Source organism: Maricaulis alexandrii (assembly GCF_005871165.1).
GTDB classification, from domain to species: Bacteria; Pseudomonadota; Alphaproteobacteria; order Caulobacterales; family Maricaulaceae; genus Maricaulis; species Maricaulis alexandrii.
Genome location: NZ_SWKP01000008.1, coordinates 93,251 through 118,851 on the forward strand (window position 1 = coordinate 93,251; position 25,601 = coordinate 118,851).

Here is a 25,601-nt window from a genome sequence, read left to right on the forward strand (position 1 = left end):
GCTTTTCTAATTCACGATCTGGCGGTTTGGCGGGAAAAATAATGCGAGCCCTTGTTGGTATTTCACACAAGCGAGGGCATGGCCTGCCCTCAACCCGCCTAAAAACGCCTAAATTATTCGCGCCATCTGCCTAAACTCTGACAAGCGGGCGGGACAGGCATACCCGACAGAGGACAACAGCCAGCGCGCCTCATTTGCTTGGAAGGGACCAGTAGTATGAAAACCTCGAATTTTAAGCGGCTGTACACGACCACGGCGATCGCCTCCGTTGTGCTGTTTGCCGCGCCGGCCGCCATGGCCCAAACCGACGACACCAGCGCCTCGGGCGGTGACGAAGAAATCATCGTGGTGACCGGATCGCGCATCCGCCGCACCGCCTCCTCCACGTCGGCGCCGGTCGCCTATGTGGGTGAAGAGGTCATCGAAGACCGCGGCTTCACCACCGCCGCCGACATCATCAACAACACGCCGTCCATGGCACCGCAGATCAACCAGGCGGATGGCAGCGGCAATTCCTCCGGCGACGGCCAGCAATACCCGGCCCTGTTCGGCCTCGGCGCCGGCCGCACGCTGACCCTGGTCAATGGCCGCCGTTTCGTGACGACCTCGTCCGGCATGGGCGAAGCGCGCGTCGACAGCAATATCATTCCGACCGGCCTGATCGAGCGGGTCGAAATCGTGCAGGGCGGCGGTGCCTCCGTGTACGGGTCCGACGCCATTGCCGGTGTCGTGAACTACATCCTCAAGGATGATTTCGAAGGCTTCGAAGTCGACGCCCAGTACGGCAATTCCTGGGAGTATGGCGATTACGAGCAGCCCTCCCTGCGCTTCACGGGCGGCCTGAACTTCGACGAAGGCCGCGGCAATATCGCCTTCAACGCCGAGTATTCCTCCTCGCCGATGCTGAGCTTCTCGGATCGTCCGCGGTCCAACCTCTCCCGCATCACCCAGGGCAATCCGCTGGATACCGGCCCGGATGACGGCATTCCGTCCGTGGCCGAAGTCATCCCGGCGCATTTCTGGAACTTCAACACGAACGGCATCGTCTTCTCGCTGCCGGCCCCGCCGCCGAACTTCCTGGTCCAGGTCAATGGTGCCCCGGCCCAGTTCGGTGAAGACGGCTCCATCATTCCCTACGATCCGGGCAATATCCTGGGCATTCCGTTTGCCCAAGGCGGTGACGGTTTCCGCTACAGCGAGCTGGCCGGCCTGCGCACGGGCGTGGAGCGCCAGTCCTTCAATGCCATCGGGCATTACGACCTGTCGCCGACCCTGCGCCTGAACGCCGAATTCCTCTACGCCAACACGGAAGCGGAAGAACGCGCCCAGGGTCATTCCCGCACGGTGCTGAACGGTAATGGGGCCCCCTATGGCGCCATCATGTTCAACTTCACCAACCCGTTCCTGACCAGCGATGCCATCGCGGCCCTGTCCTCGGCCAATCCGGGCTTCGGCTTCGGCGCACCGATGTGGCTGTCCAAGCATTTCGACGGCCAGCTGGCCCCGACGGACACGACCACGCACACAACGGACAGCTATCGCGCCATGCTCGGCCTGGAAGGCGAGTTCGCCGCCGGTGACCGGGACTTCTACTGGACGGTGTCCGGCAGTTTTGCCCGTGTGGAAGGCGAGAGCTTCTCCTGGGGTGTACTCCTGACTGAGTTCGAGAACGCCCTGGCCGCCGTCAGCGACGGTGCCGGCGGCGCCATCTGCGCCATCAATGCGGATGCGGACACCACCAATGACGATCCGAACTGCGCCGCCCTCAACCCGTTCGGCTACGGCAATATCTCCGACGCGGCGCGAGCCTATGTGACGACGCCGAGCGGCGAGACCTATGTCAATGAACAGGTCGACTTCCTGGCCACGCTGGGCAGCACGCTGTTCGATCTGCCGGCCGGTCCGATCGACTATGTCCTGGCCTATGAGCACCGCTCTGAAGAAGCCGAGTTCAACCCGTTCGAAGCCAACCAGCTCGGCCTGGTCGGCACGGGTGCGACGACACTCGCCACGTCCGGCGACTACAACACGCACGAACTCTCCGCCGAAGTCCTCATCCCGATCGTGGGCGGTGACTTCACCCTGCCGCTCGTCCAGGAACTGGAATTCTCCGGCTCCTACCGTTTCGTCGACAATTCCATCGCCGGCGAAGAGGGCGTGTGGGGTGCCGGTCTGCGCTGGCGTGTCACGGATGACCTGATGATCCGGGCCTCCCAGAGCCGGAACTTCCGCGCTCCGACCCTGACCCAGCTGTTCGCGCCGACCAATACGGTCGTTTCGAATGCCGGTGTCGACCCGTGTGATGCCGACCGCATCAATTCGGGCCCGAACCCGGCTGTGCGTCGGGCCAATTGTGAAGCGGAATGGGCGGCCAACCCGGCCTATGGCAATCTCGCCACCTTCCAGGACCCGGCCGAGAACTTCAGCGTCACGACCGTGACCACGGGCGGCAATGCGAATCTGGAGAACGAGATCTCGGACACGACGACCTTCGGTTTCGTCTACGAGCCGGGCTTCCTTCCGGGCCTGACACTCTCGGTCGACCGTCTGGAAATTGACCTGACCGATGGCCTGGTCGCCTTCACGACCGAAGACTTCATGGCCGCCTGCTATGACAATGTCGACCAGCCGGTCGAGATGTGTTCCGCCTTCACCCGCCTGGCCGCGCCGGATGGCACGAACCCGGCCGGGACGGTGGTCGAAGGCCGCACCACGACGGTCAATGCCGGTCGCATCACCTTTGAAGGTGAAGTGATCTCGGCCCAGTACCTGGTACCGCTGGAAGACGTGTTCACCAGCTTCGACCCGGGTCAGCTGACCCTCGGCCTCGAGGCCACCCATACCTCGTCGCTGACGACGTCAGTGGTGGGTGCCACGGAGGAGCGGACGGACAATACGGCTGACACGCCGGACTGGAGCGGCCGGTTCGACGCGATCTGGACCCGGGGTCCGGTTCGCCTGACCTACCAGCTGTCCTATCTGGATGATGTTGTCGCCGAGGCCAATGCCACGATCGAGAGCACGCCGAACCCGTATCTCGAAAGGAACATCACCCACTCGATCTCCGGCGCCTACGAGATCAATGCCGATCTCACCCTGCGTGCCGGTATCACCAATCTGACCGATGAAGAGCCGTCCTACCCGTCGCTGAGCTATGGCGACATCCTGGGCCGCCGCTACTTCGTTGGGGCCAACTTCAGGTTCTAGGGGACCTGTGCAGGGGTGGGCCGGTGACAGGCCCGATCCGGTCCACCCCTGTTTTTTCATGGCGCGCAGAAGCGCCTGCCGCCGGACGACCCAAACGCTTCCCGTCCTGACCGATCCTCCCCCGGAAAGATTGCCCGCCTCATGAGCTATGCGCACTGGATCCGCCAAATCATCGGCCGTCTTCGCAATGAACCCCGCGAAGCCTGGTCGCTGTTCGACAGCTCGGTTCCCGAACCGGAAACCCTGCTGCGCGAACTGATTGCCGATGCTTTCGCCGAACCCGTGACAAGCCGCTACACCAGCGCCTTCGTGAGCGGAAATCCCTATACGGTTGCCGCGCTGTCGCGCCGCTATGACATGCCGCGCGACGCCTTCATCTGCACCACAGGGGCCACGGAAGGCCTGCACACCATCTACCGCGCCCTGCTGCAGCCCGGCGATCACATCCTGATCGAGACGCCGAATTTCGAACTGTTCGACAGCCTGGCCCGCTCGCACCGTTGCGAGATCGGTCATGTCCCCCGGCCCGCCCCGGGTTTCGGGATCGACATGGACGCATTGCAGGCTGCGCTGCGCCCGACAACGCGCATGGTCGTGGTGTCCAATCTGCACAATCCGTCCAGCGCCCCCCTGCCGCGCGCCCAGCTGGACGCCTTGGTCGCCCTCGCGGAGGCCCATGATTTCTGGCTGGTCGTGGACGAGGTCTACAGCGACTACGTTCCCGAAGCGCAGCGCGCTCCGGTCGCGGCCAGCCTGTCGCCCAAGGCCATTACCGTCTCCAGCCTGACCAAGATCTACGGGCTGAGCACGGTGCGCTGCGGCTGGATCATCGCTTCCGGCGAGACCCTGGATACGCTGCGCGATTTTAATGATCGGCACGCGTTCGGCGTCTCCAAACTGGGGCACGCCATTGCCGCCCTGGTGCTGGAAGACCCGGCCCGCTTCGATGACTATGTCGCCGGTCTGCTGGACGCGGCGCGTCCCGTCTATGCCCGCTATCATCGCCTGTGGGAGCAGGAAAACCTGGTGGAAGGCCGGGTGCCGGATCATGGCTGCATCGCCTTCCCGCGCCTGCTCGGCATCACCGACACCCACGCCTTCTCAGAATGGCTGATTGCCCATTACGGGGTCATCGTTGCGCCGGGCGAGCTGTTCTCGCTGGCGGGTCATGTCCGGATCGGTTTTGCCCAGCCGGTGGACCGGCTGGAACAGGGCCTGTCCCTCTTCACCGAAGGCTTGCGGGCCTATCACGCCGAGAATGTCCGCAAGGCGATCTGAGACGATCACCGGACGGCACAGAAAAAAGGCCGGGCCCTGGCGGGTCCGGCTTTTTTCGTTACAGGGCGCAGGCGCTGTCGGGCACGCCCTCGACCCGCTCCCACTGCCAGGCCGGAACGGTCTCGCCACGCGGCAGATAGGTCACGTCGAAAACCGCGTCACCCCGCCGGATTTCCAGGGTGAGCGTCATGTCCTGACTGCCCTGGAGATGATCCTGCGGGACGGGCTGAAGGATTTCATCGCCATTTTGCAGTCCGGCTTCGGCGGCGGCCGATCCCGGCTCCAGACCGCGGATGATCCGTACCGGCTCGGCCAGCACCGCGGTGTCAAAGCCCAGCTCATAGCGGCGCAGCTCTGCCTGGGTCCGCGTGAAGCACGGCCCGAAAGCGTCCGGTTCCGGCAGCGGGATCTCGCCCGCCAGGAAGGCCCGGAAACCGGTCACGGCCTCCGCGCCCAGCTCCGCGTCCAGCACGGCTTCCCAGTCCGCGTTCGTGGCCCCGCCTTCGCGGCCGGAGCGCTCGAGCATGGCCAGCATGAGATCGTCCAGCGAACGCGCGCCTCCGGACCGGGTGCGCACGGCATGATCGATCGTCGCGAAATAGAGCATGCCGCGGTCATAGGGCAGGGTCCGGATCCGTGTGTCGGCCCAGAAGCGTTCGGGCACCAGACTGTTGGGCGCATCCGCCATGATGGAGGTGTAATAGCGCCCGGCGTGGAAATTGATGTCTTCCAGAACCCGCTCCGGCGAGGTCATGCCGTAGCGCAGCGGCAGGCGTGACTGGTAGAAGGTCGCCAATCCCTCGCTGAACCAGGAGGATTCCAGACCGCCCGGCTCTGAAATGAAGGGCTGGAACGTATGGAACATTTCGTGCGCCAGGGTCAGTTTGATCGCCTCGGGATCATTGCCGCGCTCCTGGCCGAAAGTGGTCACGAAGGACCGGTGCAGACCGACCCCACCACCGGCATTGACCGGATTCTCGCGCAGGAAGACCCCGTAGGGCGGGGCATCCGTCTGGCTGAAGAAATCCTCGTAATGACCGTAGAGCTCGCCGGTCCAGGCCAGCAGGGCCTCCCCGTCAAAGGGCGGATGCCCTTGCAGGGCGCCGAAGAAGCCGTCTTCCGGCAGGGGTTCCGGCCAGGTCTGGATGTCCCCGGCCATGAAGAAGCCCATGCGCAGCTCGCGCGCACTGACCGGTTCGCTGGCCCGCACATCACCGCCCCCCAGCGAGGTTACCCCGGACGTGCCCGCCGGTGCGGCGCTCATGTCCCAGCGGATTTGCGTGTCGAACGGCCCGGCGTCTGGCGGCAGGAGGAGGAAGATGTGCCCGGCCCCGGACACGCCCCCACCGTTATTGGAGAAAGAAAAGGGCGGTGCCGGGCCGCGCGGCGGCAAGGTTGCATGGGCCGGCACGGTATAGGTGACTGTCACCGGGCCCTGCACTGGCCGGTCGACGCGCCATTCCCGCGACGGCCCGCCGGACACGGCATCGCCGGCGGAGGTTTCCGGCTGGTCGACATCCGCGACGGTCAGCATGACGGCCCCGGCCGGGTCCCGCACGTCGAGATCGCCGAGGACCGTCGCCACGGTATCCACATTGCTGGTCACCAGCGGCAGGCGCAGCACCGGCTCCCCGGCGGCTATGGTGAGTGCATCGAATTGCAGGGTCACGTCGAGGGAGACAAATGCGCCTTCTTCGGTGTCATGGACCGGCCGCAGGGTCATCTGGAGGACCGTGACACCGTCCTCGACCGGGGCCGGAGCCTCCGGCTCGTCCGGCGTACACGCCACCAGCCCCAGTCCGAGAACGGCACTCCACACAACACGTTTCATACTGACACCTCTGCGGCCCCCAATGTCCGGACAGGGTGCGTCAAACGCCGGGCATAATCCTTGCCTTTGGCTTCGGAGTCATTTGCGGCCGCGCATAAACTCTCCTGCCGGCCCCGGCGGCTGGCCATTCGAGTATCCGAATTCCGCCCTAGCGTCCGGTCTGCTCGCGCCAGTGCTGGCGGCAGAGGGAAATATAATCGCCCTTTTCGACACCGACCTGGGCGCCTTCGGTGACCGGTTTGCCGTCGGCCGTGCGCCGCAGGACCATGGTGGCCTTGCGGCCGCAATGACAGATCGTGCGCGCCTCGCGCAGATCATCGGCGATGGCCATCAGCTCGGCCGCGCCCTCGAACAACACACCCTGGAAGTCCGTTCTCAGGCCGTAGCACAGGACGGGCAGTCCCAGCTCATCGCCCACTTTCGCCAATTGCCAGACCTGGTCGCGGGTCAGGAATTGCGCCTCGTCGACAAAGATCGCATCGACCCGGCCGGCCTGCTTCTTCGCGCGGACCGCCTCGAACAGATCGGTGCCTTCACGAAAGACATGGGCCGGTGCGCGCAGGCCGATCCGGGACTCGATCTCGGCCATCGCGTCATCCGGTCCGGCGGCGTGGTGGCCGGATGTCCACAGCATCACCTCCATGCCGCGCTCGCCGTAATTATAGGCCGCCTGCAGCAGGATGGCCGACTTGCCCGCATTCATTGCGGCATAGGTGAAGTAGAGTTTCGACATGAACTCTCGCTAGCGCGATTCCGCGGCGCGCCGAACGCAAAGCCCAGCCTGTTCACAGCCTGAAGCAGCCCGGATTGCGGCCAGGTTTGCAGCGGCAGATCGGGAAGAATTATGCAGGAAAAGCCGCAAGCGGGGCAGGAAGGGCATAACTTGCGTGCCGGTGCGGGTCTAGACTGTCGCCCGAACCCGGATTGCCCGCCCGCACGAGGACGCCATGACCCACGCCCTGAAACACTGGATCGCCGGATGCGCCGGCCTGCTTCTTCTCGCCGCCGGTCCGGTTTCGGCCCAGACAGCCGAACCACTCGAGGTCACCTTCCGCCCCGTTCGAGATGGCGGAAACGCGGTGACGGCGATCCGGGTCGAACTCGACATGCCAGACGCCAACCTGACGGAAGGTGACCGCCTGATCCTGTCCGCGCCGGTCGTCTATGCCGGCGTCGGCGGGATTGCCGACCGGATCGAGGATTTGCAGGTCCGCGATGCGCAGGGCGTCATCGGCCTGACCGTCAGCGAGGATGAGCCCGCGCCCGGCGGCTTCCCCTATTACCGCCATTGGACCGCCGACCGTGCCGTGAGCTTCCCGGTGGAGATTGCCTATCGGGCCCTTGTGGCTCCGGACGGGCATCGCGGGGGGCCGCCTTTCGACATGCGCGCCATTGCCGTCGGTGCCATCGGCGCCGGATCCGGCTTCCTGCTCCTGCCGGAGAATGTGGATACACCGCGCTCGGACGTGCACTGGGATTTGTCGGACGTGGCCGAGGGCTCGCTGGCCTCTTCCTCCTATGGCGATGGCGACTTCCAGCTGGAGGGCCCGCCCGCCCGGCTGCGCCAGAGCTGGTTCACCATGGGTCCGGCCGGCCGGTTCCCGGAGACCGGCGACATCAACGGTTTGAGCGGGACCTGGCTGGGCGACTTCCCCTGGGACCCGGAAGCCCTGATGGAGGAAAGCACGCGGGTCTATGGCTATCTGCACGAGCAGTTCGCCTATCTGGGCGAAGCGCCGCGCTTCCGCGTCTTCATGCGCGCGCCGGAAGCCCCGCCCCATGGCGGCGCCACGGCCCTGCCCAACAGTTTCATGCTGTCCACGGCCCCGGCGGGCGATGCCGGGCATGGCAGCGACATGCCCACGCGCATTCTCTTCCATGAAATGCTGCACAATTTCTCCGGCGCCATTGCCGGTTCCATGGCCGACACGAACTGGTTTTCCGAAGGCCTGACCTCCTATTACACGACGCAATTGCGCCTGCGCGGCGGCTTCATGTCGGTGGCGGAATACCAGGAGCGGATCAATGTCGTGGCCTGGGAATACTACACCAATCCGGCGCTGGACTGGTCTTCGGCCGAGATCATCCGGGTCGGTTTCGGCGATAATTTCATCCGCCACCTGCCCTATCGCCGCGGCGAGCTCCTGTTTGCCGAGCTCGACTCGCGTATCCGCGCGGCGTCGGACGGCAGGCGGACAGTGGATGATTTCGTCGAGGATGTGCTGACCTTCCGCGCCGAGGGCCAGACACTCGACCTCGATGCCTGGCGCACCCTGCTCCGGGCCGAGCTCGATCAGGCCAGTGTCGACCTGTTCGACGCGGTGGTGCTGGACGGGACCGGAATTCTGGTGCCCGCTGACGACGCTTTCGGCCCCTGTTTCACGCGAGAGGCCGCCACGCTGGAGCGTGAGGGCGAGACCTATCCCGGCTATCGCTGGGTGCGGCGCCCGGGCGTGCCGGACACGGCGTGCGCGACCCGCTAGCCGGTCCGCGCCGAGGGGATGCGGATCTCCTCGACCATGTCCTGCACATCCTGCGGCGGGGCTTTGGTGGCCAGCGAGACGCTGATGGAAACGGCAAAGGCGAGCAGCATGCCCACGGCACCGAAGCCTTCCGGCGAGATTCCCAGGAACCAGTCATCGGCCCTGCCCGGCGCAAGGCCGGGCAGGATGCCCGTCACGCCCAGCAGCCCGACCAGGCCCAACAGACCCGATCCCGCGAGCACCGGCATTGAGCCTCTCCCGCCCGTGCGCGTGCCGATGAACAGCACCAGCCCCGCCAGCGCCAGAACCAGCGCCACGACCCCGGTCACGATCGGGCTGAAACCGATTTTGAAATGGATGATGTAGGCGCCGGTGGTCAGCAGGCCGATACTCATCCCGGAAACTGCGCCTTCCTTGCTCATCCGCTTCCAGAAAATCCCCAGGAAAATGGCCGGGAAGAAGCTGGCCGCAGCGAGACCGAAGGCGAAGGCCACCACGGCCGCGACAAAGCCGGGCGGATAGATGCCGGCGATGATGGCGATCAGGACGGCGACCATGGCCGCCGTCCGCGCGACCAGCAATTCCTGGGTCTCCGACATGTCCGGCAGCAGGACTTTCTTGCACAGATCATGGGAGACCGCCGAGGAGATCACCATCAGCAGACCGGCCGCCGTCGACAGGGCGGCCGCCAGCCCGCCCGCCACAACGAGACCGATCACCCAGGCCGGCAGATTGCCGATCTCCGGATTGGCCAGGACAAAAATGTCCCGGTCCAGCGTGGTCACCTCATTCTCCGCCGGATCGGCGCGGTACTGGATGCGGCCATCCCCGTTGAGATCCGTAAAGCCCAGAAGGCCCGTCTCTTCCCAATTGTAGAACCAGTCCGGCGTCGCATCCGCTGGCCGCTCCTCGGGCGCCAGATCGGCGGCATAGGTCGACTCATTCACCGTCTCGATGAAGTTGGACCGGGCGAACACGGCCACGGCCGGGGCGGTCGTGTAGAGAATGGCGATGAAGATCAGCGCCCAGCCGGCCGAACGCCGGGCGTCGGACGCTTTGGGCACGGTGAAGAAGCGGATGATGACGTGCGGCAGACCCGCCGTGCCCACCATCAGGGCCAGCGTGATCGCAAAGACGTCGAGCGTGGATTTCGACCCGTCCGTATAGGGCTGGAAGCCCAGATCCACGAGCGTGGTGTCGAGCCCCTGCAGGAGGGGCGTGCCGTCCTGCGCATTGCCGATGAAGCCCAGTTGCGGGATCGGCGTGCCGGTGATCTGCAGCGACAGGAAGATCGCCGGCACCATGAAGGCGAAGATCAGCACGCAATACTGCGCCACCTGGGTATAGGTGATGCCGCGCATCCCGCCGAGCACGGCGTAGAAGAGCACAATGATCGCGCCGACGATGACACCCACTTCGATCGGCACATGCAGGAAGTTGGAGAAAGCAATGCCAACACCGCGCATCTGCCCGGCGATATAGGTGAAGGAGACAAAGAGCGCGCAGATCACCGCCACGATCCGGGCCGCCTGGCTGTAATACCGGTCGCCGACAAAGTCGGGCACGGTGAACTTGCCGAACTTGCGCAGATAGGGCGCCAGCAGCAGGGCGAGCAGGACATAACCGCCCGTCCAGCCCATCAGGAAGACCGATCCGTCATAGCCGGCAAAGGCGATCAGCCCCGCCATGGACAGGAAGGAGGCGGCACTCATCCAGTCGGCCGCGGTCGCCATGCCGTTGAAGACGGGATGGACGTCATGGCCGGCGACATAGAATTCATCGGTGGAGGCGGCCCGCGCCCAGATGGCGATGCCGATATACAGGCCGAAGGTCGAGATGACGAAAACGGCGGTCCAGATCAGGGTCGAATCCATGATGAGCCCGTCCTATGCCGCGTCATCGTCGGACATGTTGTACTTGCGCTCCAGTCGGCCCATCAGGGCCGAATAGACGAAGATCAACACGACGAAGACATAGATCGCGCCCTGCTGGGCAAACCAGAAACCCAGCGGCGCACCGCCAATCGAGAACTGGTCAAGCCAGTCCCGGAACAGGATGCCGGCGCCAAAGGACACGACAAACCAGATCGCCAGCAGAATCCCCATCAGGGTCAGGTTTTCACGCCAATAGGCCCGCGCCGCGGCACCCGCCCCAACCTCCGCCTCCGGCGGATAGATCTCCCCATCACCCGGTTTCAGCTCGCTCATACTGCCCTCCCCGTCCGGCCGTTTTCGGCTTCACCCGAAATCTGTCAGCAAGCGGCCCGTTTGGCGAGCCGGAGTTCGTCCTGGTCCGGAAAAAAGGGGCCGGCGAGAATGGAATCCGCAAGCCCATGAAACCCCTTCTCCCCGGGGAGAAGGAGTGTCTTTCTTCCCCATTTGATGGGGAAGTGGGCCGATGCGCAGCATCGGGTCGAAGGGGCGGCGCGTCAGCGCCGAATTCCGGCTTCGCCGGCCCCTCCGTCCGCTGCGCGGACACCTCCCCATGAAATGGGGAGGAAAACTTATCCCCTCCCCCGACATCCAACTCCATACTCCCTCTCGCCTCTTCACCACTCGAGGCCCGGCCCGGTCAGGTCGGGGGTGATGAGTTAGCGGAGCGTTTCGGACATCCGGGCTGACCACCGGAAGGAAGGAACGGCTATCGAGGGGGTCCGCTGGTGCCAAGGGTTCGGCACCTGTACCCACCCGGTCTTGAATACCCGTCGAGAGGCGGGAGGAAATCTCCGTGTGCGGGACGCCTTTCGGTGTCACTCACAAATTCATTAGCGACGATGCCGGATGGCGTCCCGCACTCCTCATATCGCCAGCGTGAAAGCGCGTGGCGCTGTTTGACCTGCCCCCCACTGACAGCGCAGTGGAGCGAAGGCCCGACTTCAGGTTAGCCTCGCCTGTCCAACCGTCACGCCGTCGAGGTTTCCATGACCGTTCACCTGAGAGACTACACCGCACCGGCCTATGAGATTCCGGAAACCCATCTGGATTTCAGCCTGTCGCCGGAGGCCACGCGGGTCATTTCGCGGCTGAAACTGGTGCGCCGTGACAAGGATGCCGACCGGATCACGCTGCAGGGTGAAAAACTGGTTCTGAACAGTGTGGCGATTGATGGCCAGACCGTCGGCACGGACCGGTATGAGCTGACCGACACATCGCTGACGCTGCTCGGCCTGGGCGAAACCGCCGAGGTGGAAATCAGCGTCACGATCGCGCCGAAGGACAATACCGCCCTGATGGGGCTCTACATGTCGGGCGGACGCTATTGCACCCAGTGCGAGGCGGAAGGCTTCCGGCGGATCACCTATTTCCTCGACCGGCCCGATTGCCTGAGCCGCTTCACGGTGCGGGTGGAAGCGGACAAGGACAATTTCCCCACCCTCCTCTCCAATGGCGACACGGTGGAAAACGGCGATGCCGGGAATGGCCGGCATTATGCGGTCTTCGTCGATCCGCACCCCAAGCCGACCTATCTCTTCGCCCTGGTTGCCGGCGCCTTCGACAGCATTTTCGACACTTTCACGACCCGCTCCGGCCAGGCCGTGAAACTGGGCGTGCATGTCGATCCGGGCCAGGCCGGCCGCGCCCATTTCGCCATGGATGCACTCAAGCGTTCGATGAAATGGGATGAGGACGTCTTCCAGCGCGAATACGATCTGGCGGAATTCCACATCGTGGCCGTACGTGATTTCAATTTCGGGGCGATGGAGAACAAGGGGCTGAACATCTTCAACTCCTCCCTCCTCCTCGCCGATGCGGACACCGCGACCGATGCCGACTTTCTCAATGTCGAGCGCGTCGTCGCCCACGAATACTTCCACAACTGGTCCGGCAACCGGATCACCCTGCGCGACTGGTTCCAGCTTTGCCTGAAAGAGGGCCTGACCGTGTATCGCGACCAGGAGTTTTCCTCGGACATGCGCTCGCGCCCGCTGCAGCGCATCCATGATGTCCAGGGTCTGCGCGCTATCCAGTTTCCCGAGGATGACGGCCCCCTCGCCCACCCGCCGCGGCCCAGCGAGTTCGAGACGATCGAGAACTTCTACACCTCGACCGTCTACAACAAGGGCGCCGAAGTGGTGCGGGTGCTGCGCGAATTGCTGGGTGCCGAAGGCTTTGCCGAGGGCATGCAGCGCTATTTCGACGACAATGACGGCACGGCGGCCACGCTGGAGGACTTCATGGCGGCCTTTGATTTCGGCAGCGTCGAAGCCCGCGAAGCCGCCTTCCGCTGGTATCAGCAGGCCGGCACACCGACCCTCACGATGAAGCGGGCGCATGATGCCGGCACCGGCGAGGTCACGCTGACCCTCACCCAGTCGCAAAAGCCGACCCCGGGCCAGACGGACAAGGCGCCCCTGCCCATTCCGCTTCGCATCGGTTTCCTGGACAGCGCCGGACAGGTCCTGCCCCTGTCCAATGACGGAACCGCCTCTGAGGAACACCACCTCACCTTCGACAGTGCCGAAACGCAGCTTCGCTTTGACGGGGCCGCCGAGATGCCGATCCCGGCCATTCTGCGCGGCTTCAATGCCCCGGTGAAGGTGGAGACCGACCTGACCCAGGACGAAAAACTCGTCCAGATGGCCCATGATCCCGACCCGTTCACGCGCTGGGATACCGGCCAGCTCATGATGGCCGAAGCCATGCTGGCGCGCGCTGACGGCAAGGCGCAGTCCGGCCCGCCGCTGGAGCGGATTGCCGAGGCTCTCGCCGGAGAATTCCAGCGGGCGGATTTCGAGCCGGGCTTTGTCGCCCGCGCCATCCGGCCGGCCTCCGTGTCCGAACTGATCATGCAGACGCACACGCCGGACCCGGCGGCCCTGTTTGCCGCCCAGCTGGACACAAGGCGCGCCCTGTCGGCGGCCCTGGCGGATCAGCGCGAGGCGGAATTCGCCCGCCCGGCCCCGGATCCCCAATCGCTGGACAATGACGCCATCGGCCGTCGCGCCCTGCGCTCGACCTTCCTGTTCCTGGCGGCCGCCGAAGGGGAAGCCTCGGCGGATCTCGCACTGAAGGCCTTCCGTGAAGCCGGCAACATGACTGACAGCATGGCCGCCCTGCGCGCGCTGGCGGAAATCGGCGGACCCGCCTTCGACCGCGCGCTTTCGACATTCGAGACGCGCTGGAAAAGCGACCCGCTGGTCATGGACAAATGGTTCTCCCTGCAGGCCATGGCGCCTCAGGACGGCACGGAACGCGTCCGCAAGCTGGCCAGTCACCCCCTGTTCTCGCTGAAAAACCCCAACCGGGCCCGGTCGGTCTATGGCGCCTTCGCCAATGCCAATCCGGTCTGTTTCCACGCCGAGGATGGCAGCGGGTATGACCTGGTGGCCGAGGCGCTGATCCAGCTGGACCCGATCAATCCGGGCACGGCGGCCCGGATCGTGCGCAGTTTCGAGACCTGGAAACGCTTCGACAACAACCGCCAGGCCCACGCCCGGGCCGCATTGGAGCGCGTGCTGGCCGCAGCCAAGAGCACCAATCTGAAAGAGGTCATCACCAAGACACTGCGTGGCTAGACAGGAAAATCCCGCACCGCCCCGGGCTGTGGCAAACTGGTCCTTCGAATCGTCGGCCATTCCAGGAGCCGGCATGCCATGGCCGGGGAGGGCCGCATGAGATTGATCCTGTCTGCCGGCGCCGTCGCGCTGGCCGTGAGCCTGTCCGCCTGTTCCGGTCCGCAGGCCGATCTTCCGGTGCAGCAGGCCGGCACGGATGAGCACAGCTTCAGCCCGGCCGACACCACCACGCTGGCCGCGCAGGCGAACGCCGCGCAGGAGGTTGATGCCGAGCGTCAGAGTCTCGATCTGGAATTGGCCGAGCGGGGTCTGCTGGCGCGCGAGCCGGATCTGGCCATCACTGGTCCGGACGGGGCGGTGATCTGGCAACCCGGCCGCTATGACTTCCTGGACGCCCCCGCCCCGGCAACGGCGCATCCCGATCTCTGGCACCAGGCCCGCCTGGCCAATCTGCACGGGCTCTACGAGGTCACCCCCGGCATCTACCAGGTGCGCGGCTATGACCTGTCCAACATGTCGATCATTGCCGGTGAGACCGGCTGGATCATCATCGACCCGCTGACCGCAGCGGAAACCGCTCGTGCGGCCATGCATCTGGTCAATCGCGAACTGGGCGAACGGCCGGTCGCGGCCATCATCTTCACCCATTCCCACATCGACCATTTCGGCGGTGTCGAAGGCGTCGCCTCGGCCGAAGACCTGGCCAGCGGGGATATCCGGATCATCGCGCCGGAGCATTTCACGATGGAGTCGATCAGCGAGAATGTGCTGGCCGGGGCCGTCATGTCGCGGCGGGCCGATTACATGTTCGGCCGCCCCCTGCCCGCCAGTCCGCGGGGGCATGTCTCCACCGGTTTGGGGCCGCAACCGGCCTATGGCTCCGTCTCCATCGCCCCGGTCACGGACACGATTTCCCGGACCGGGCAGACGCTGGTGATCGATGGCGTCGAGATGGAGTTCCAGCATGCCCCGGACAGCGAGGCCAAGGCGGAACTGACCGTCTATTTTCCGCAATTTCGGGCCTGGTGTGGCGCCGAGATCGTCTCGCGGACCCTGCACAATCTCTACACGCTGCGCGGTGCCCAGGTCCGCGATGCCCTGGCCTGGTCCGCCGCCATCGAAGAGGCCCGGCAGCGCTTCGGTCCGCGCACGGATGTGATCTTCAATTCCCACCACTGGCCGGTCTGGGGACAGGCCGAGAGCCAGCGCTATCTCGCCGCCCAGCGTGACATCTACAAATACATCCATGACCAGACCCTGCGCCTGGCCTCCCAGGGGCTGACGCCGGACGAGATTGCCCAGACCATCACCCTGCCCGAAAGCCTCGCCGCGGAAGCCTCGGTCCACGGCTATTACGGCACGCTGCGGCACAATTCGCGGGCGGTCTATCAGCGCTATTTCGGCTGGTATGATGCCGTGCCGGCCCATCTCGATCCGATCCCGCGCGCCCAGGCGGCGGAACGCTATGTCAGCGCCATGGGCGGACTGGACAGTGTACTGGACGCGGTCGAGACCGCGCTGGACACGGGGGAGACACGCTGGGCCGCCGAGCTCGCCCAGCATGCCGTGTTTGCCTCACCCGACTCGGCCACGGCGCGCGAAGCCCTCGCCCGCGCCTATGAGCAATTGGGCTATCGTGCCCGCAGCGGGCCCTGGCGGGATGTCTATCTGACCGGCGCCTTCGAACTGCGCAACGGGGTCGAGATCTTCAATGCGGAAGCCAGCGCGGGCGGCCTGGTGCGGGCGATCCCGCTGGATCTCTATTTCCAGGCGATGTCGGTCCGGCTGGACGGGCCGCGTGCGGCAGAGCGGGACCTGCAATTCGTGTTCGACTTCACCGATACCGGCGAGACCTTCCAGGTCATGATCGAGAATGGTGTCATGCGGCATGTCCAACTGGAGAATGCCGGGGCCGCAACCGGCGAGTCTGATGCCGTCATCACGCTGACCCGCACCTTCTGGCTGCGTCTGCTCGCCCGGGATGCCGGGCTGGCCGACATGCTGGCAAGCGAGGACTTCTCCGTCCGCGGCGACCGGCTGGCGCTGATGCGCTTCTTCAGCCTCCTGGAAACCCCGGAAGCAGGCTTCCCGATCGTGACGCCATAGAAAAAAGGCCCGGGCTTTTCTGTGAAAGCCCGGGCCTCTTTAAAGTCATGAATTCAGGCGTGTTACTGGCCCGGCACCTCGAAATGGGCGGCGGAGAAGCTGTAAGCGGGGGCCGGCATGCGGCCGGAGCCTTCGCTGACATCCAGCGCATAGCCCGTGCTGGAGCACTGCCCCGGCCGGGCCGGCAGGGTGCGGTTGAAGACCATGAGGGCGGCCTGCTCGAACCCGGTCGTGTCGATCGCACCGGACGTGCCCAGCGGGATCACCTGCACGGCGTCACCGGCCTGGCCCAGCAGGACCACTTCCAATCCCTCAGCCCCGTCCAGCGAGACCTGGTACTGACCGGACATGCCATCGAGCAGGATGTAATTCGCACCGGTCTCTTCCAGCCCACCCTTGGCACTGTAGCGGCCCGGCGCATCCATGGTGTGGGCCACGGCGACGGTCGCGTCGAACAGCGGCGCGAGCTGGTAGTCACGGGCGAAGTTCTGGGCCCGCCAGCGACGGATCGTGTCCGGCAGGGTCGTGCCCGCCCGTTCCAGCGACACGGCCATGGTCTCGAACCCGTCCATGTCGACCGTGTTTTCCCAGAATTCAACGACAATCCCCTCGCCGAACTGGTCAGCGATGGATTGCAGCAGCGTCCACTGGGCGTAATCGAACCCGCTCTCCGCCGTGGTCCAGCAAATCTGCGGCATCTCGTAATCGGTGGAAACGTAGTCGGTGGCGTCCTGGTCAGCCCCGACCGTGGTGGTCTCGGTCCAGGAGGCGGTCGCTTCGTAGAGCCAGTCCAGCGCTTCCTCGGCGTCATAGCCGAACTGGACGACATGGTTGAACTCATGCGTCGCCGTCGCGCGCATCAGGGCATGGACCGGCGCTTCCTTGCCCAGACCGCGGAAATCATTCTCCACCAGGAAGACCGTCCGGGCCGCCATGTTCTCGCGCTTGTCCAGCGTGTTGGGATTGTCGAACACGATCTGGACCGGATAGGTCACGCCCATCGAACCGCCCGCATCGGAAATGTAGGCGCGGAACAGGCCCTCATCATCACGGATGGGTTCAGCCCAACCGATCCGGTTGATCTGGGCGTCATAGACTTCCTGCAGGGTCACGCCGACGGACAGGGCATATTCCTCGGTGGAGGCATCGCGGCCCTCCAGCGTGTAGAAGACCCGGAAATCCTCGGTGTCATAGGACAGGACCTCGCCGGAAAGACGAATGATATTGTCGCGCAAAGCCTGCAGGACGGAGACCGTCTCGGCATCCACCAGGCGCAGGATCAGGCTGTATCCGCCCGAGCTGGTCGCGGCGCGATAGCGTTCCACATTGACCGTATAGGTGCCGGCCTGCGTCGCCGTATGGGCCAGAGCCGAGTTCAGCGAGCCATCACCCCGGTCATCATTGACCGCCACGGCGTGCCCGTCCGGATCGAGCAGGCGCACGACCGGATCGAGATCGCCGTCCACCGTGTCCAGCACGGCATAGATCGTCTGCCCGGCCTCAAGCTCCACGGGGTAGGCCTGTTCCGGGTTGGCATCATTGATGTTGCCGGAAAACTCGCCCAGATCCTCACCCTCGACACCGGCAAAATCGAACGGCACTTCGGCATTGGGGTCGATGGCCAGGGACAGGACCAGATCGCCGGCATCACTACCGCTGTAGGAGCCCACCTCCACCGTGTACCGGCCGGCGGCTTCGGCCTGGAAGACGAGCTGGGAATTCAGGCTGCCATCGCCGCGATCATCATTCTGCAACAGGATTTCACCGGACGGCCCGGTCAGGGTCAGGGTCGTGTCCAGCGTGTCGGTCAGCGCGAACGTGGTGGCGACGAAAATGTCCTCGGCCGCAAGATCAACGGTTCGCGTGAGCGAGGTATTGCCGGCATCCAGGGTCACGATATCGCTCGCCAGAACCTGCGCCTCGTCGGACAGGCCGGTCTCGATCCCGTCCTGCACGGTCAGTTCAAACACGCCGGTACCACCGCCATAGCCGGTCACGGCCACTGTGTAGGTCCCGGACATCTCGACCCGGTGCACGATCAGCGACTGGAGATTGCCCGGCTCCCGGTCGTCATTCTCCGCCAGCGGTTTCCCGTCCGGGCCGATCAGGGTGAGGATGGTGTCGAAATTCTCGATCGAGTCCGTCGACAGCGTCACGATGGAGCCGGCCTCCAGCGTGAGCGGGTATTCAGCGCTCGGCGCGGCTTCGGTCACTTCGCCTTCAAAAACGCCAAAGCCCTGGTCCTGCGCAAAAGCGCTCCCTGCCAGGCAAAGCCCGGCCACAACCGAAATCCCGAAACGCATCCAACTTCCCCTAAAATCCAAACGGCCGGACATCCGGCCTGTATCCGCCACCGGATGTACCCGCTTCGCCGCGCCATAGCCAGTCCCTGCCCGTGTCAGGCGAGACCCGTCTGGCAACCGCGCTGGAACGGCATCCGGACATCGAAGCTCTCAGGCGTCAGCCAGAAGCGCTTCGCTGATCGTCCAGAGGCGTTCAGCCGCCGCATCATCGCAGGCGTGGGCATCGACACCGGCATAGCGCGCCATCGGCCCGTCCGGGTCCGTCGGCACTGCAATGTCGCAATTCTCGCAATAAACGCCGGGCCGGCCGACCAGACGGGCCGACGTGGCCGCCCACAGCGTGGTGGCACAGCCCTGCTCGGGCGTCTTGAACCCCTTGCGGGCCAGTTCGGAGGGCTCGCCATCCTCGCCCAGCCAGCCCAGGGCCACCATTTCCTCTTTCGGCAAGTGTCGCTGCAGGGGCGTGAAAATCCCGCCTGGATGGACGGAAAAGGCGAGACCGCCCGAGGCTGTCAGCCGCCGCGACAAGGCATTGGCGAACAGCGCATTCGCCGTCTTGGCCTGACCATAGGCCTGCCATTTGTCATAGGCACCGGAGCGGAAGTGCAAATCCTCCCAGCGGATGCCGGCAATCTTGTGCCCGGTCGAAGACAGGGACACGACCCGCGCTCCCTCCGTCGCCTGCAGCAAGGGCATCAAGGCGGCGGTCAGGGCGAAATGCCCCATGTGATTGACGCCGAACTGGCTTTCCCAGCCCGGCCCGACCCGCGCCTCCGGGCAGGCCATAATCCCGGCATTGTTGATCAGCCAATCCAGACGCGTAAGGCTGTCCCGCATTTCATCGGCAAAACCGGCAATCGATGACAGGTCCGCCAGGTCCATCGGAGCCGTCCGGATATCCCCCTCCAGCCCGGCCAGCGCACCGGCCGCCTTGTCCGGCGACCGGACGGGAATGATGACCCGCGCCCCGGCTTCAGCCAGGGCCCGCACCGTTTCCAGACCCAGACCGCTATAGCCACCCGTGACAAGGGCGGTCTTCCCTGACAGGTCGAGACCGGCCAGGACCTCACGCCCGGTCGACTTCGCCCCGAAACCGGATTGCACCGGCACCTGATCCGCTACAGACATCTCTTCCCCTGTCACGCTGCTTGGCAGTCTGCCTGCAGGGTAAGCCCGCACGGGCATCACCGTACAGCCCTATCCGTCCCAGCAAGCCTTGATCAGGGGCTCCCGTCTGCGGATCAGGCATTGTGTTTGATGTCAGGGCAAGACTGGCGGGGCCGCCCGACAAACGGACCGCGGTCCCGCAAACGCAGCCGGATATTGATCATGCACGCCCTTTCGGTTCGTCGGGGTCGCCAAAATCTAGAGCGGGCAGGCTGTCGGTGACTTGCCGCCGGACAAGCCCACAATTCCGTCGACATTCTCAAGCGTGGAGAAAGTCGTCACCGCCAGACCCGCTATCCGGCCGGCATCGGCGAATACGCCCAGTGTGATATTCTTGACCACTTCGCAGGCCATGCCGGCCAGGGCGAGGCGCAGTGCGGGGGCGATGCCGCCCGCATCCATCAGGATCACGCTCATCGCGACGGCTCCATAAAGCCGGGCCAATCTCTGCCCATAGGCCGCCGCAATTCCCAGGGAGACACCGCCCACACCGCTCAGCGCGCCGGCGGCACCGGCTGCGGTGGCCAGAAGATTGATCGCCGAAATCGCGCGGTCCAGTTCCGAAAGCTCACGCGCAATGCGCTCGGCCTGGCTTCCGCCACCACTGGCATCTTCCAGCACACCGACAATATTGGCGCTCTCCACATCGACCAGCCACATCGCAGGCACCTCACCGGATGACGGTGCCAGATAATAGGTTTTTGAGAAGGGGAAGGACGGCCTCAATTGCGCCATCAGGTGTTCCCAGGCCTGTTCCTCATCGCTGGACAAGTTCGTTTCATGATAGCGGAAGCCCCAGCGCCCCAGTGAGGTCAGGCTGTGCCCGTTCAGCAGATCCGCCGTGCTGCGGTCGAACAGGGCGGCTTCGGCCAGGTTCAGGTCCAGACTCAGCTCGAAGGCCCGCTGGCGCCGGAAATCCGCATCCGGCGAGAGCACGCTGATCCGGCTGGTCGGGAGCATGTCGACACGCTTGATGAAGCGGTCGGATCCCATCACGGGATGCGCGGAATAAAGCACGGCCCGCAGCCCCTGCTCACTGACAGAATGGGTTTCGTCCGAGAGGACGCCCGAGCGGGACATCAGTGTGACAAGTTCACCCGGCAGGACCGGGACCCCGGCTTCGATGGCCTCAATCATCTGCTCCAGGGAGGCCGCCGGATCTCCCAGCGTCTGGTCCAGGTTTTCCAGGGCCAATTTGGAGGTCAGGACATCACCCAGCAGCACGGACAAGGCGGGCGGCGCCCCCTCAAAACCGATCAGATGCAGTCCCAGAAAGGCCCCGTGGACTGTCTTGATCTGGTCGTCCGTGACCTCACCGAGTCCGGAATGCCCGGCAAGAACCCGGTGAGCAACAAAACCGCCTACATCCAGCTCCAGTCGCAGGGACGCGATCTTGCGGGCGCGCCGCCGCGGTGCGCCATCAATCGTGTAGGATGCCGCCTGCTGCACGGTTCCGGCCGTCACGCTGACCTGACGGTCTCCCGTCGAATGATCCAGGGCCCGATAGGCCAGGGTGTAGAGCGGGCGGTCCTGGCTCAGCAGCATGCGCTCGATGGCCGCCGCAATCGGTGTCATGTCATCGCCGTCTGGCGCGTCCATGGCTTCGCCGCCCGTGGCCTGGGCCATGGCATCGAACACATTATCAGGCCGACGGCGTTCCGCCGCCATGTCACGGTCGACATTGACCACAAGCGCGGGCGGGCCAGCCTCCAGAAAGCGCAAATCTGCCGGGTCGGGCGTTCCGCCCAGCAGATCGCCATCCGTGGCATAGACAATCAGATCGACCTGCCGCTCGGCCGCGTCGATCAAATGTCCCCAAAGCCGGGAACTGGTGCCCTGGACCGTCACCTCGGCCCCGGGATGGATCCGGCGTGCCATCACTTCCACCTGGTCCGCCAGCGCCTGCATCTCCGGGGCCGCACCGCGGAAGGCCGGCGGCATGGAGAGGGATTCATCCGCCAGGAAGAGAATGCGCGGCGCATTGTCGGACCGGCGCAAGCTGGGCATGACGGCTTCGCCCTCATCTTCCAGTCTGAAATCCGTCACCGACAGGCCCTCGACCGGCGTCCCGCTGGCGTCGCGGGGCGTCAGCCCCAACCGCATGTCGGGAAAGCACGAGGCGTCCACGTCAATATCGACCAATGCGACCTGCGGTGCCAGGCCGGACGGTCCCGGCATGGCCGCGACCGGTTCCCCGTTCACGAGAACCGCACCATCGTCGTCCAGGCCGATTTGGTCCCCGTCCAGCGTGATGACATCGCCCAGCACGGCGGCGTCATCCGCCAGCGGCTCACCATCCAGCGCCTGGATCGACAGAACCGGCGAAAAGGCGCGCAGATTGCCCAGTTTCGCCGACAGGGCCTGTGCAGTATCGGCCGCCGGCTTGAAGCCGATCCGGACCTGACGGCCTGCCACCTGCTCTGCCGTCCACTGGGCCTGCACCAGTTCAAACGGGGTTTCGGGCGCGTCCGTCGTGGTCGCCAGAAGCCTGATATTGACCGGAAGCGCCGGCTCCGGATCGCGCGCCGTGTATTCCGTCAGCCCCGATGGCCAGGGGCCGAGCTCTGCCTCCGGCCGGACCGGATCGGCATAAAGGGTCTGCCCGTCCGGCTGGGTGATCCGGACCACGGGTGTGCGGCCGATCTGGCGCCTGTAGAAACGGTCCGTATGGCCCAGACCGGCAAACCCGTCCTCGCCCATCGCCGCCCGGATGGTCCGTCCGATCGCCGACGCGTCTGGAGATCGGGACCGGATGTCGACCATGCCTGAACCGGTCGTGTCGCCTCCGAGCCGGGCCTGCCAGCGTTCAATGTCGCGATCATCCATGGCCGGTTCGAACACCGGTTCAAACGTTCGATAGAAAACCTGTCCGGTTTGATCTCCCGACCCGGTCGCCGGCGTTTCGACCACATCCGCCGTGACACCGGCCTGGCGAAGCAAATGGGTCAACAAATCGGCCTTTTCCCGGGCCGTCCCTGCGGCGGAACGCAAGGTGGCGCGATGTCCCCATTGCCGGCCGCCGCCCATGGCGAAACGGTCCGGCTGGCGCGAGATCAGGCGGATCTCATCCCGGACGAAGCGGTGCAGGGCCGACACATCGCCGTCGGCGACCAGGGCGGCCGCGCGGCCGACACTGTGATCCGGACTGGCCCGCAAGGCCGCCCGGACCTCACGCCAGACGGAATAGGGACCGGGCTCAGCCGGCGCTTCACGGGAACACCCCGCCAGCAAGGGGCCTGCACCCGACAGGACCAGGCCACTCACTCCCAGTTTGAGTGCCCCCGTCATCACTTCGCGCCGCGTCCGTCCCTGTCGTGACATGCCTCTCCCCTTCGTTTCAGGCCTCCGGTTCTGAGAACGAGAAAGCGGCGGAAACCCGGACATGTCCGTTCATGCAGCTGGAACTCGTTTTTCTGTCTGTCCGGACCTGCCGGACCCGTGTTTGACACTTGCCCTTGGAGATCCACATGCCTCACACCGTCAGCCGCGCCGCCGTCAGCCTTCTTGCGCTGGGGCTTGTTGCCTGCGGCAATGAAGACGAATCGAACCCTTCCGCCAATCGGGACGCCGGCGTATCCGCGAGCGCCCGGCCGAGTGCCCAGTACGGATCGGTCGACTGGACCCTGGATGGCGAGTCCATTGTCATGGGCGTGGACACGGCGCTCGCAAACAGTTCGACACCCGGCCTCTACGCCGTCCGCATTGACGCCAATCCGCCCGAAGGTGCTCCGACGCGGCACGGCCCTGTCCTGTCACTGTCTTTCCAGCTGATCCACACCGGCTCATCCTCAACCACCCGGACCGCAGTCCTGTCCTTTGACCCCCGCGGTCCCGGAACGGGGTGGTGGAGCGGCCGGGCCGGATCCGAGAGCCAGATCCGTCTGAACATCGAGAACGCCGACGTGACCAATGGGCGCCTGACCCTGAGTGGCCGGATCACCGGTCAGTTGATTTCACGGGCGGACAATGGCGCGACCACAGCTCCTGTCGACGCCCGTTTTTCGATCGAAACCGAAGTCAACGGTTGAGGCGCCGAAAGGGGGCGCTCATGGCGCCCCCTCCCTCGCCCTTTACCGAAGCGCGTGGCAAACGAGATCCGCTTCAAACTGGATCCGCTCACTCGACATAACGTCATTGACGCGGCGTTGCATGGCCCGCAATTCAGCCTCGCTCATTCCCGCAAACTGCGGACTTTCGGCAAGGTTCACGTCCTGGCCAGCCGTCCGATAATTCATGCCCATGAGCTCGCGCTCGGAACCGGACAAATGCTGCCCCATGACTTCGGCCTGACAGGCGCACAGTCCCGGTGAATTGCCGAAGCTCTCGCAGTCCGCCCGCACAGCCTCTCTCCAGCCATTTCCTCCGGGAGACGACACCCCGGACGCGGCCACGCGCTCGCCGGCGCGCCGCGCAGCGACCAGGTTCGGTGCAGACGTATCCGTACAGGACCGGGCCAGGCCGGCATCACCGTCCGTCAACCGGTCCACCAGATCCATGTTCGCCAGAGCCCGATTGGGCGGATAGTCCGAGACGGGACGCTGTGGCGTCTCGTACAGGCTCGTCACCAGAGCATCCGCCACAAAGGCCCGGTCGATATCGGACAAGGCTCCACTGGCGTTCCGGAACCCGTCTGCCACGCATTGGCATGCGAGGGGCAATCCGCTGTTCTGGCACGCAGACAGGACGAAGGCAGTCTGTCCACCCGGCGGTGTGGTCGAAGTTTCAGCCGGTGCCGGACATGCATCCAGCAAGGCGTCCGTCATCAAGCCCCCCATCCGGTCCGCGATCCGTTCCAGAACCGGTGTCGGGGTCTCTGCGATCCGGTTCTCGCCCCCCACAGCCGCGATGGCGACACGCGCCAGACCGGCCTGCTCCTCGGCATCGCTGCCAGCCGATATCCGGCTGTACCTGCGACCGACACAACCACAGTCCAGCCCCATGTCGGAGTCCCTGCAGGCCTGAAGGATATCGCCGCGTGACGCCGCGGTCAGATCAAGGTCTGCGGACGCCGGCGCAGGCGTCGGCGGCGTGGCGGCTGCGGCGCAATTCCGGGCCACATCGTTCAAGGGTTCGATCTGCGCGTCATGCCCGCGCAGCAACCGGTTGATCTCGGCAACACGGCTCATATCCGCTGGCGGGGCCCCGTTCAGATTATGGATCGTGAGGTCGGCGACAGCCTGGCGCTGCTCGAGGTCCGTCCCCATCGCCGCGACCTGATAGGTCGTTTCCACACATCCGCAATCGATCTGCCCCGGATAGCGCGAACACGCCGCACGGACCTGGTCATCGATCATGCCCTCTGTCATCTGACTGGCGGGAACCGCTTGGGCCGCGCATGTGTCGGTCAGGTCTTCCAGCGCATTCACCCGGTCCATCACCGTCATGAGCGCGGACATGTCCATAAGGGCGGGATCCGGTTCGATGCCCAGCATGGTTCCGGTGATGCTGGCCAGCGTGCCACGCTCGGGACCGGTCGCGCCCTGGGCGGCTGATTCAAACTCCGCCACCACACAGCTGCAATCCAGATCGAACATGCCGCGATCACAGGCCGAGGCGACATGCTGGGCCGGTGGATCTGCAAAGGCGGGCGCAGGCATCAGGCTCAGGGCCAGGACGACGAGCCCGTGCAACAGGCGTTTCGGAAAGTGGGCCATCAAAATCTCCGCAGCTTGGCAACACACTGCAGAACGAAATCCGCGGGCGTCACCGGA

At 65.0% G+C, this 25,601-nt stretch carries 14 protein-coding genes; 6 read left to right on the top strand and 8 right to left on the bottom strand.

Annotated elements, in window-relative coordinates:
* Window positions 1–216 precede the first annotated feature (216 nt).
* Both FCS99_RS11550 and FCS99_RS11555 read left to right on the top strand, forming a co-directional pair.
* Window positions 217–3,207: a TonB-dependent receptor domain-containing protein gene (locus FCS99_RS11550; RefSeq protein WP_138512691.1), complete on the top strand. Its 2,991-nt coding sequence runs from the start codon at window positions 217–219 to the stop codon at window positions 3,205–3,207.
* A 141-nt stretch (window positions 3,208–3,348) separates the two neighbouring features.
* The gene (locus tag FCS99_RS11555) at window positions 3,349–4,485 is read left to right on the top strand and encodes a pyridoxal phosphate-dependent aminotransferase (protein WP_138512693.1); all 1,137 of its coding nucleotides are present in this window, start codon (window positions 3,349–3,351) and stop codon (window positions 4,483–4,485) included.
* Between the two features lie 58 nt (window positions 4,486–4,543).
* Here FCS99_RS11555 and FCS99_RS11560 read toward each other — a convergent pair whose 3' ends face one another.
* The gene (locus tag FCS99_RS11560) at window positions 4,544–6,316 is read right to left on the bottom strand and encodes a M61 metallopeptidase family protein (protein WP_233352785.1); all 1,773 of its coding nucleotides are present in this window, start codon (window positions 6,314–6,316) and stop codon (window positions 4,544–4,546) included.
* Window positions 6,317–6,464: 148 nt separating this feature from the next.
* On the bottom strand, window positions 6,465–7,049 hold the full coding sequence (locus tag FCS99_RS11565; protein WP_138512695.1) for a thymidine kinase: 585 nt from the start codon (window positions 7,047–7,049) through the stop codon (window positions 6,465–6,467).
* A gap of 214 nt (window positions 7,050–7,263) precedes the next feature.
* Here FCS99_RS11565 and FCS99_RS11570 point away from each other — a divergent pair, with 214 nt between their 5' ends.
* Complete coding sequence (locus FCS99_RS11570) at window positions 7,264–8,799, top strand: M61 family metallopeptidase (protein WP_138512696.1); 1,536 nt, start codon at window positions 7,264–7,266, stop codon at window positions 8,797–8,799.
* Here FCS99_RS11570 and FCS99_RS11575 read toward each other — a convergent pair.
* Together FCS99_RS11575 and FCS99_RS11580 are read right to left on the bottom strand one after the other, a co-directional pair.
* A complete protein-coding gene (locus FCS99_RS11575) occupies window positions 8,796–10,673 on the bottom strand; it encodes a sodium:solute symporter family protein (protein ID WP_138512698.1) in 1,878 nt (625 codons plus the stop codon). The two genes, FCS99_RS11570 and FCS99_RS11575, sit on opposite strands and share 4 nt — an antisense overlap.
* 12 nt (window positions 10,674–10,685) lie before the next feature.
* A complete protein-coding gene (locus tag FCS99_RS11580) occupies window positions 10,686–11,006 on the bottom strand; it encodes a DUF4212 domain-containing protein (RefSeq protein ID WP_138512700.1) in 321 nt (106 codons plus the stop codon).
* Between the two features lie 713 nt (window positions 11,007–11,719).
* On the opposite strand from FCS99_RS11580, the gene pepN reads away from it, so the two are divergent.
* Together pepN and FCS99_RS11590 are read left to right on the top strand one after the other, a co-directional pair.
* Window positions 11,720–14,314 (top strand): aminopeptidase N, encoded by a 2,595-nt coding sequence (gene pepN, locus FCS99_RS11585; protein WP_138512702.1) that lies wholly within the window; start codon window positions 11,720–11,722, stop codon window positions 14,312–14,314.
* 96 nt (window positions 14,315–14,410) lie between these two features.
* A complete protein-coding gene (locus FCS99_RS11590) occupies window positions 14,411–16,420 on the top strand; it encodes an alkyl/aryl-sulfatase (protein WP_138512704.1) in 2,010 nt (669 codons plus the stop codon).
* A 62-nt stretch (window positions 16,421–16,482) separates the two neighbouring features.
* Here FCS99_RS11590 and FCS99_RS11595 read toward each other — a convergent pair whose 3' ends face one another.
* The 3 genes from FCS99_RS11595 to FCS99_RS11605 all read right to left on the bottom strand — a co-directional run bounded on the left by FCS99_RS11595 (window position 16,483) and on the right by FCS99_RS11605 (window position 23,211).
* Window positions 16,483–18,723, bottom strand: coding sequence for a PPC domain-containing protein (locus FCS99_RS11595; protein WP_171036352.1), 2,241 nt, complete (start codon window positions 18,721–18,723; stop codon window positions 16,483–16,485).
* A gap of 150 nt (window positions 18,724–18,873) precedes the next feature.
* Window positions 18,874–19,851 (bottom strand): oxidoreductase, encoded by a 978-nt coding sequence (locus FCS99_RS11600; protein WP_138512708.1) that lies wholly within the window; start codon window positions 19,849–19,851, stop codon window positions 18,874–18,876.
* A gap of 237 nt (window positions 19,852–20,088) precedes the next feature.
* Window positions 20,089–23,211, bottom strand: a complete 3,123-nt coding sequence (locus FCS99_RS11605) for a hypothetical protein (protein ID WP_138512710.1) — start codon at window positions 23,209–23,211, stop codon at window positions 20,089–20,091.
* 146 nt (window positions 23,212–23,357) lie between these two features.
* On the opposite strand from FCS99_RS11605, the gene FCS99_RS11610 reads away from it, so the two are divergent.
* Window positions 23,358–23,918: a DcrB/PsbP domain-containing protein gene (locus FCS99_RS11610; RefSeq protein WP_138512712.1), complete on the top strand. Its 561-nt coding sequence runs from the start codon at window positions 23,358–23,360 to the stop codon at window positions 23,916–23,918.
* Window positions 23,919–23,960: 42 nt separating this feature from the next.
* Here FCS99_RS11610 and FCS99_RS11615 read toward each other — a convergent pair whose 3' ends face one another.
* Window positions 23,961–25,544, bottom strand: a complete 1,584-nt coding sequence (locus tag FCS99_RS11615; RefSeq protein ID WP_138512714.1) for a hypothetical protein — start codon at window positions 25,542–25,544, stop codon at window positions 23,961–23,963.
* Window positions 25,545–25,601: the final 57 nt, after the last annotated feature.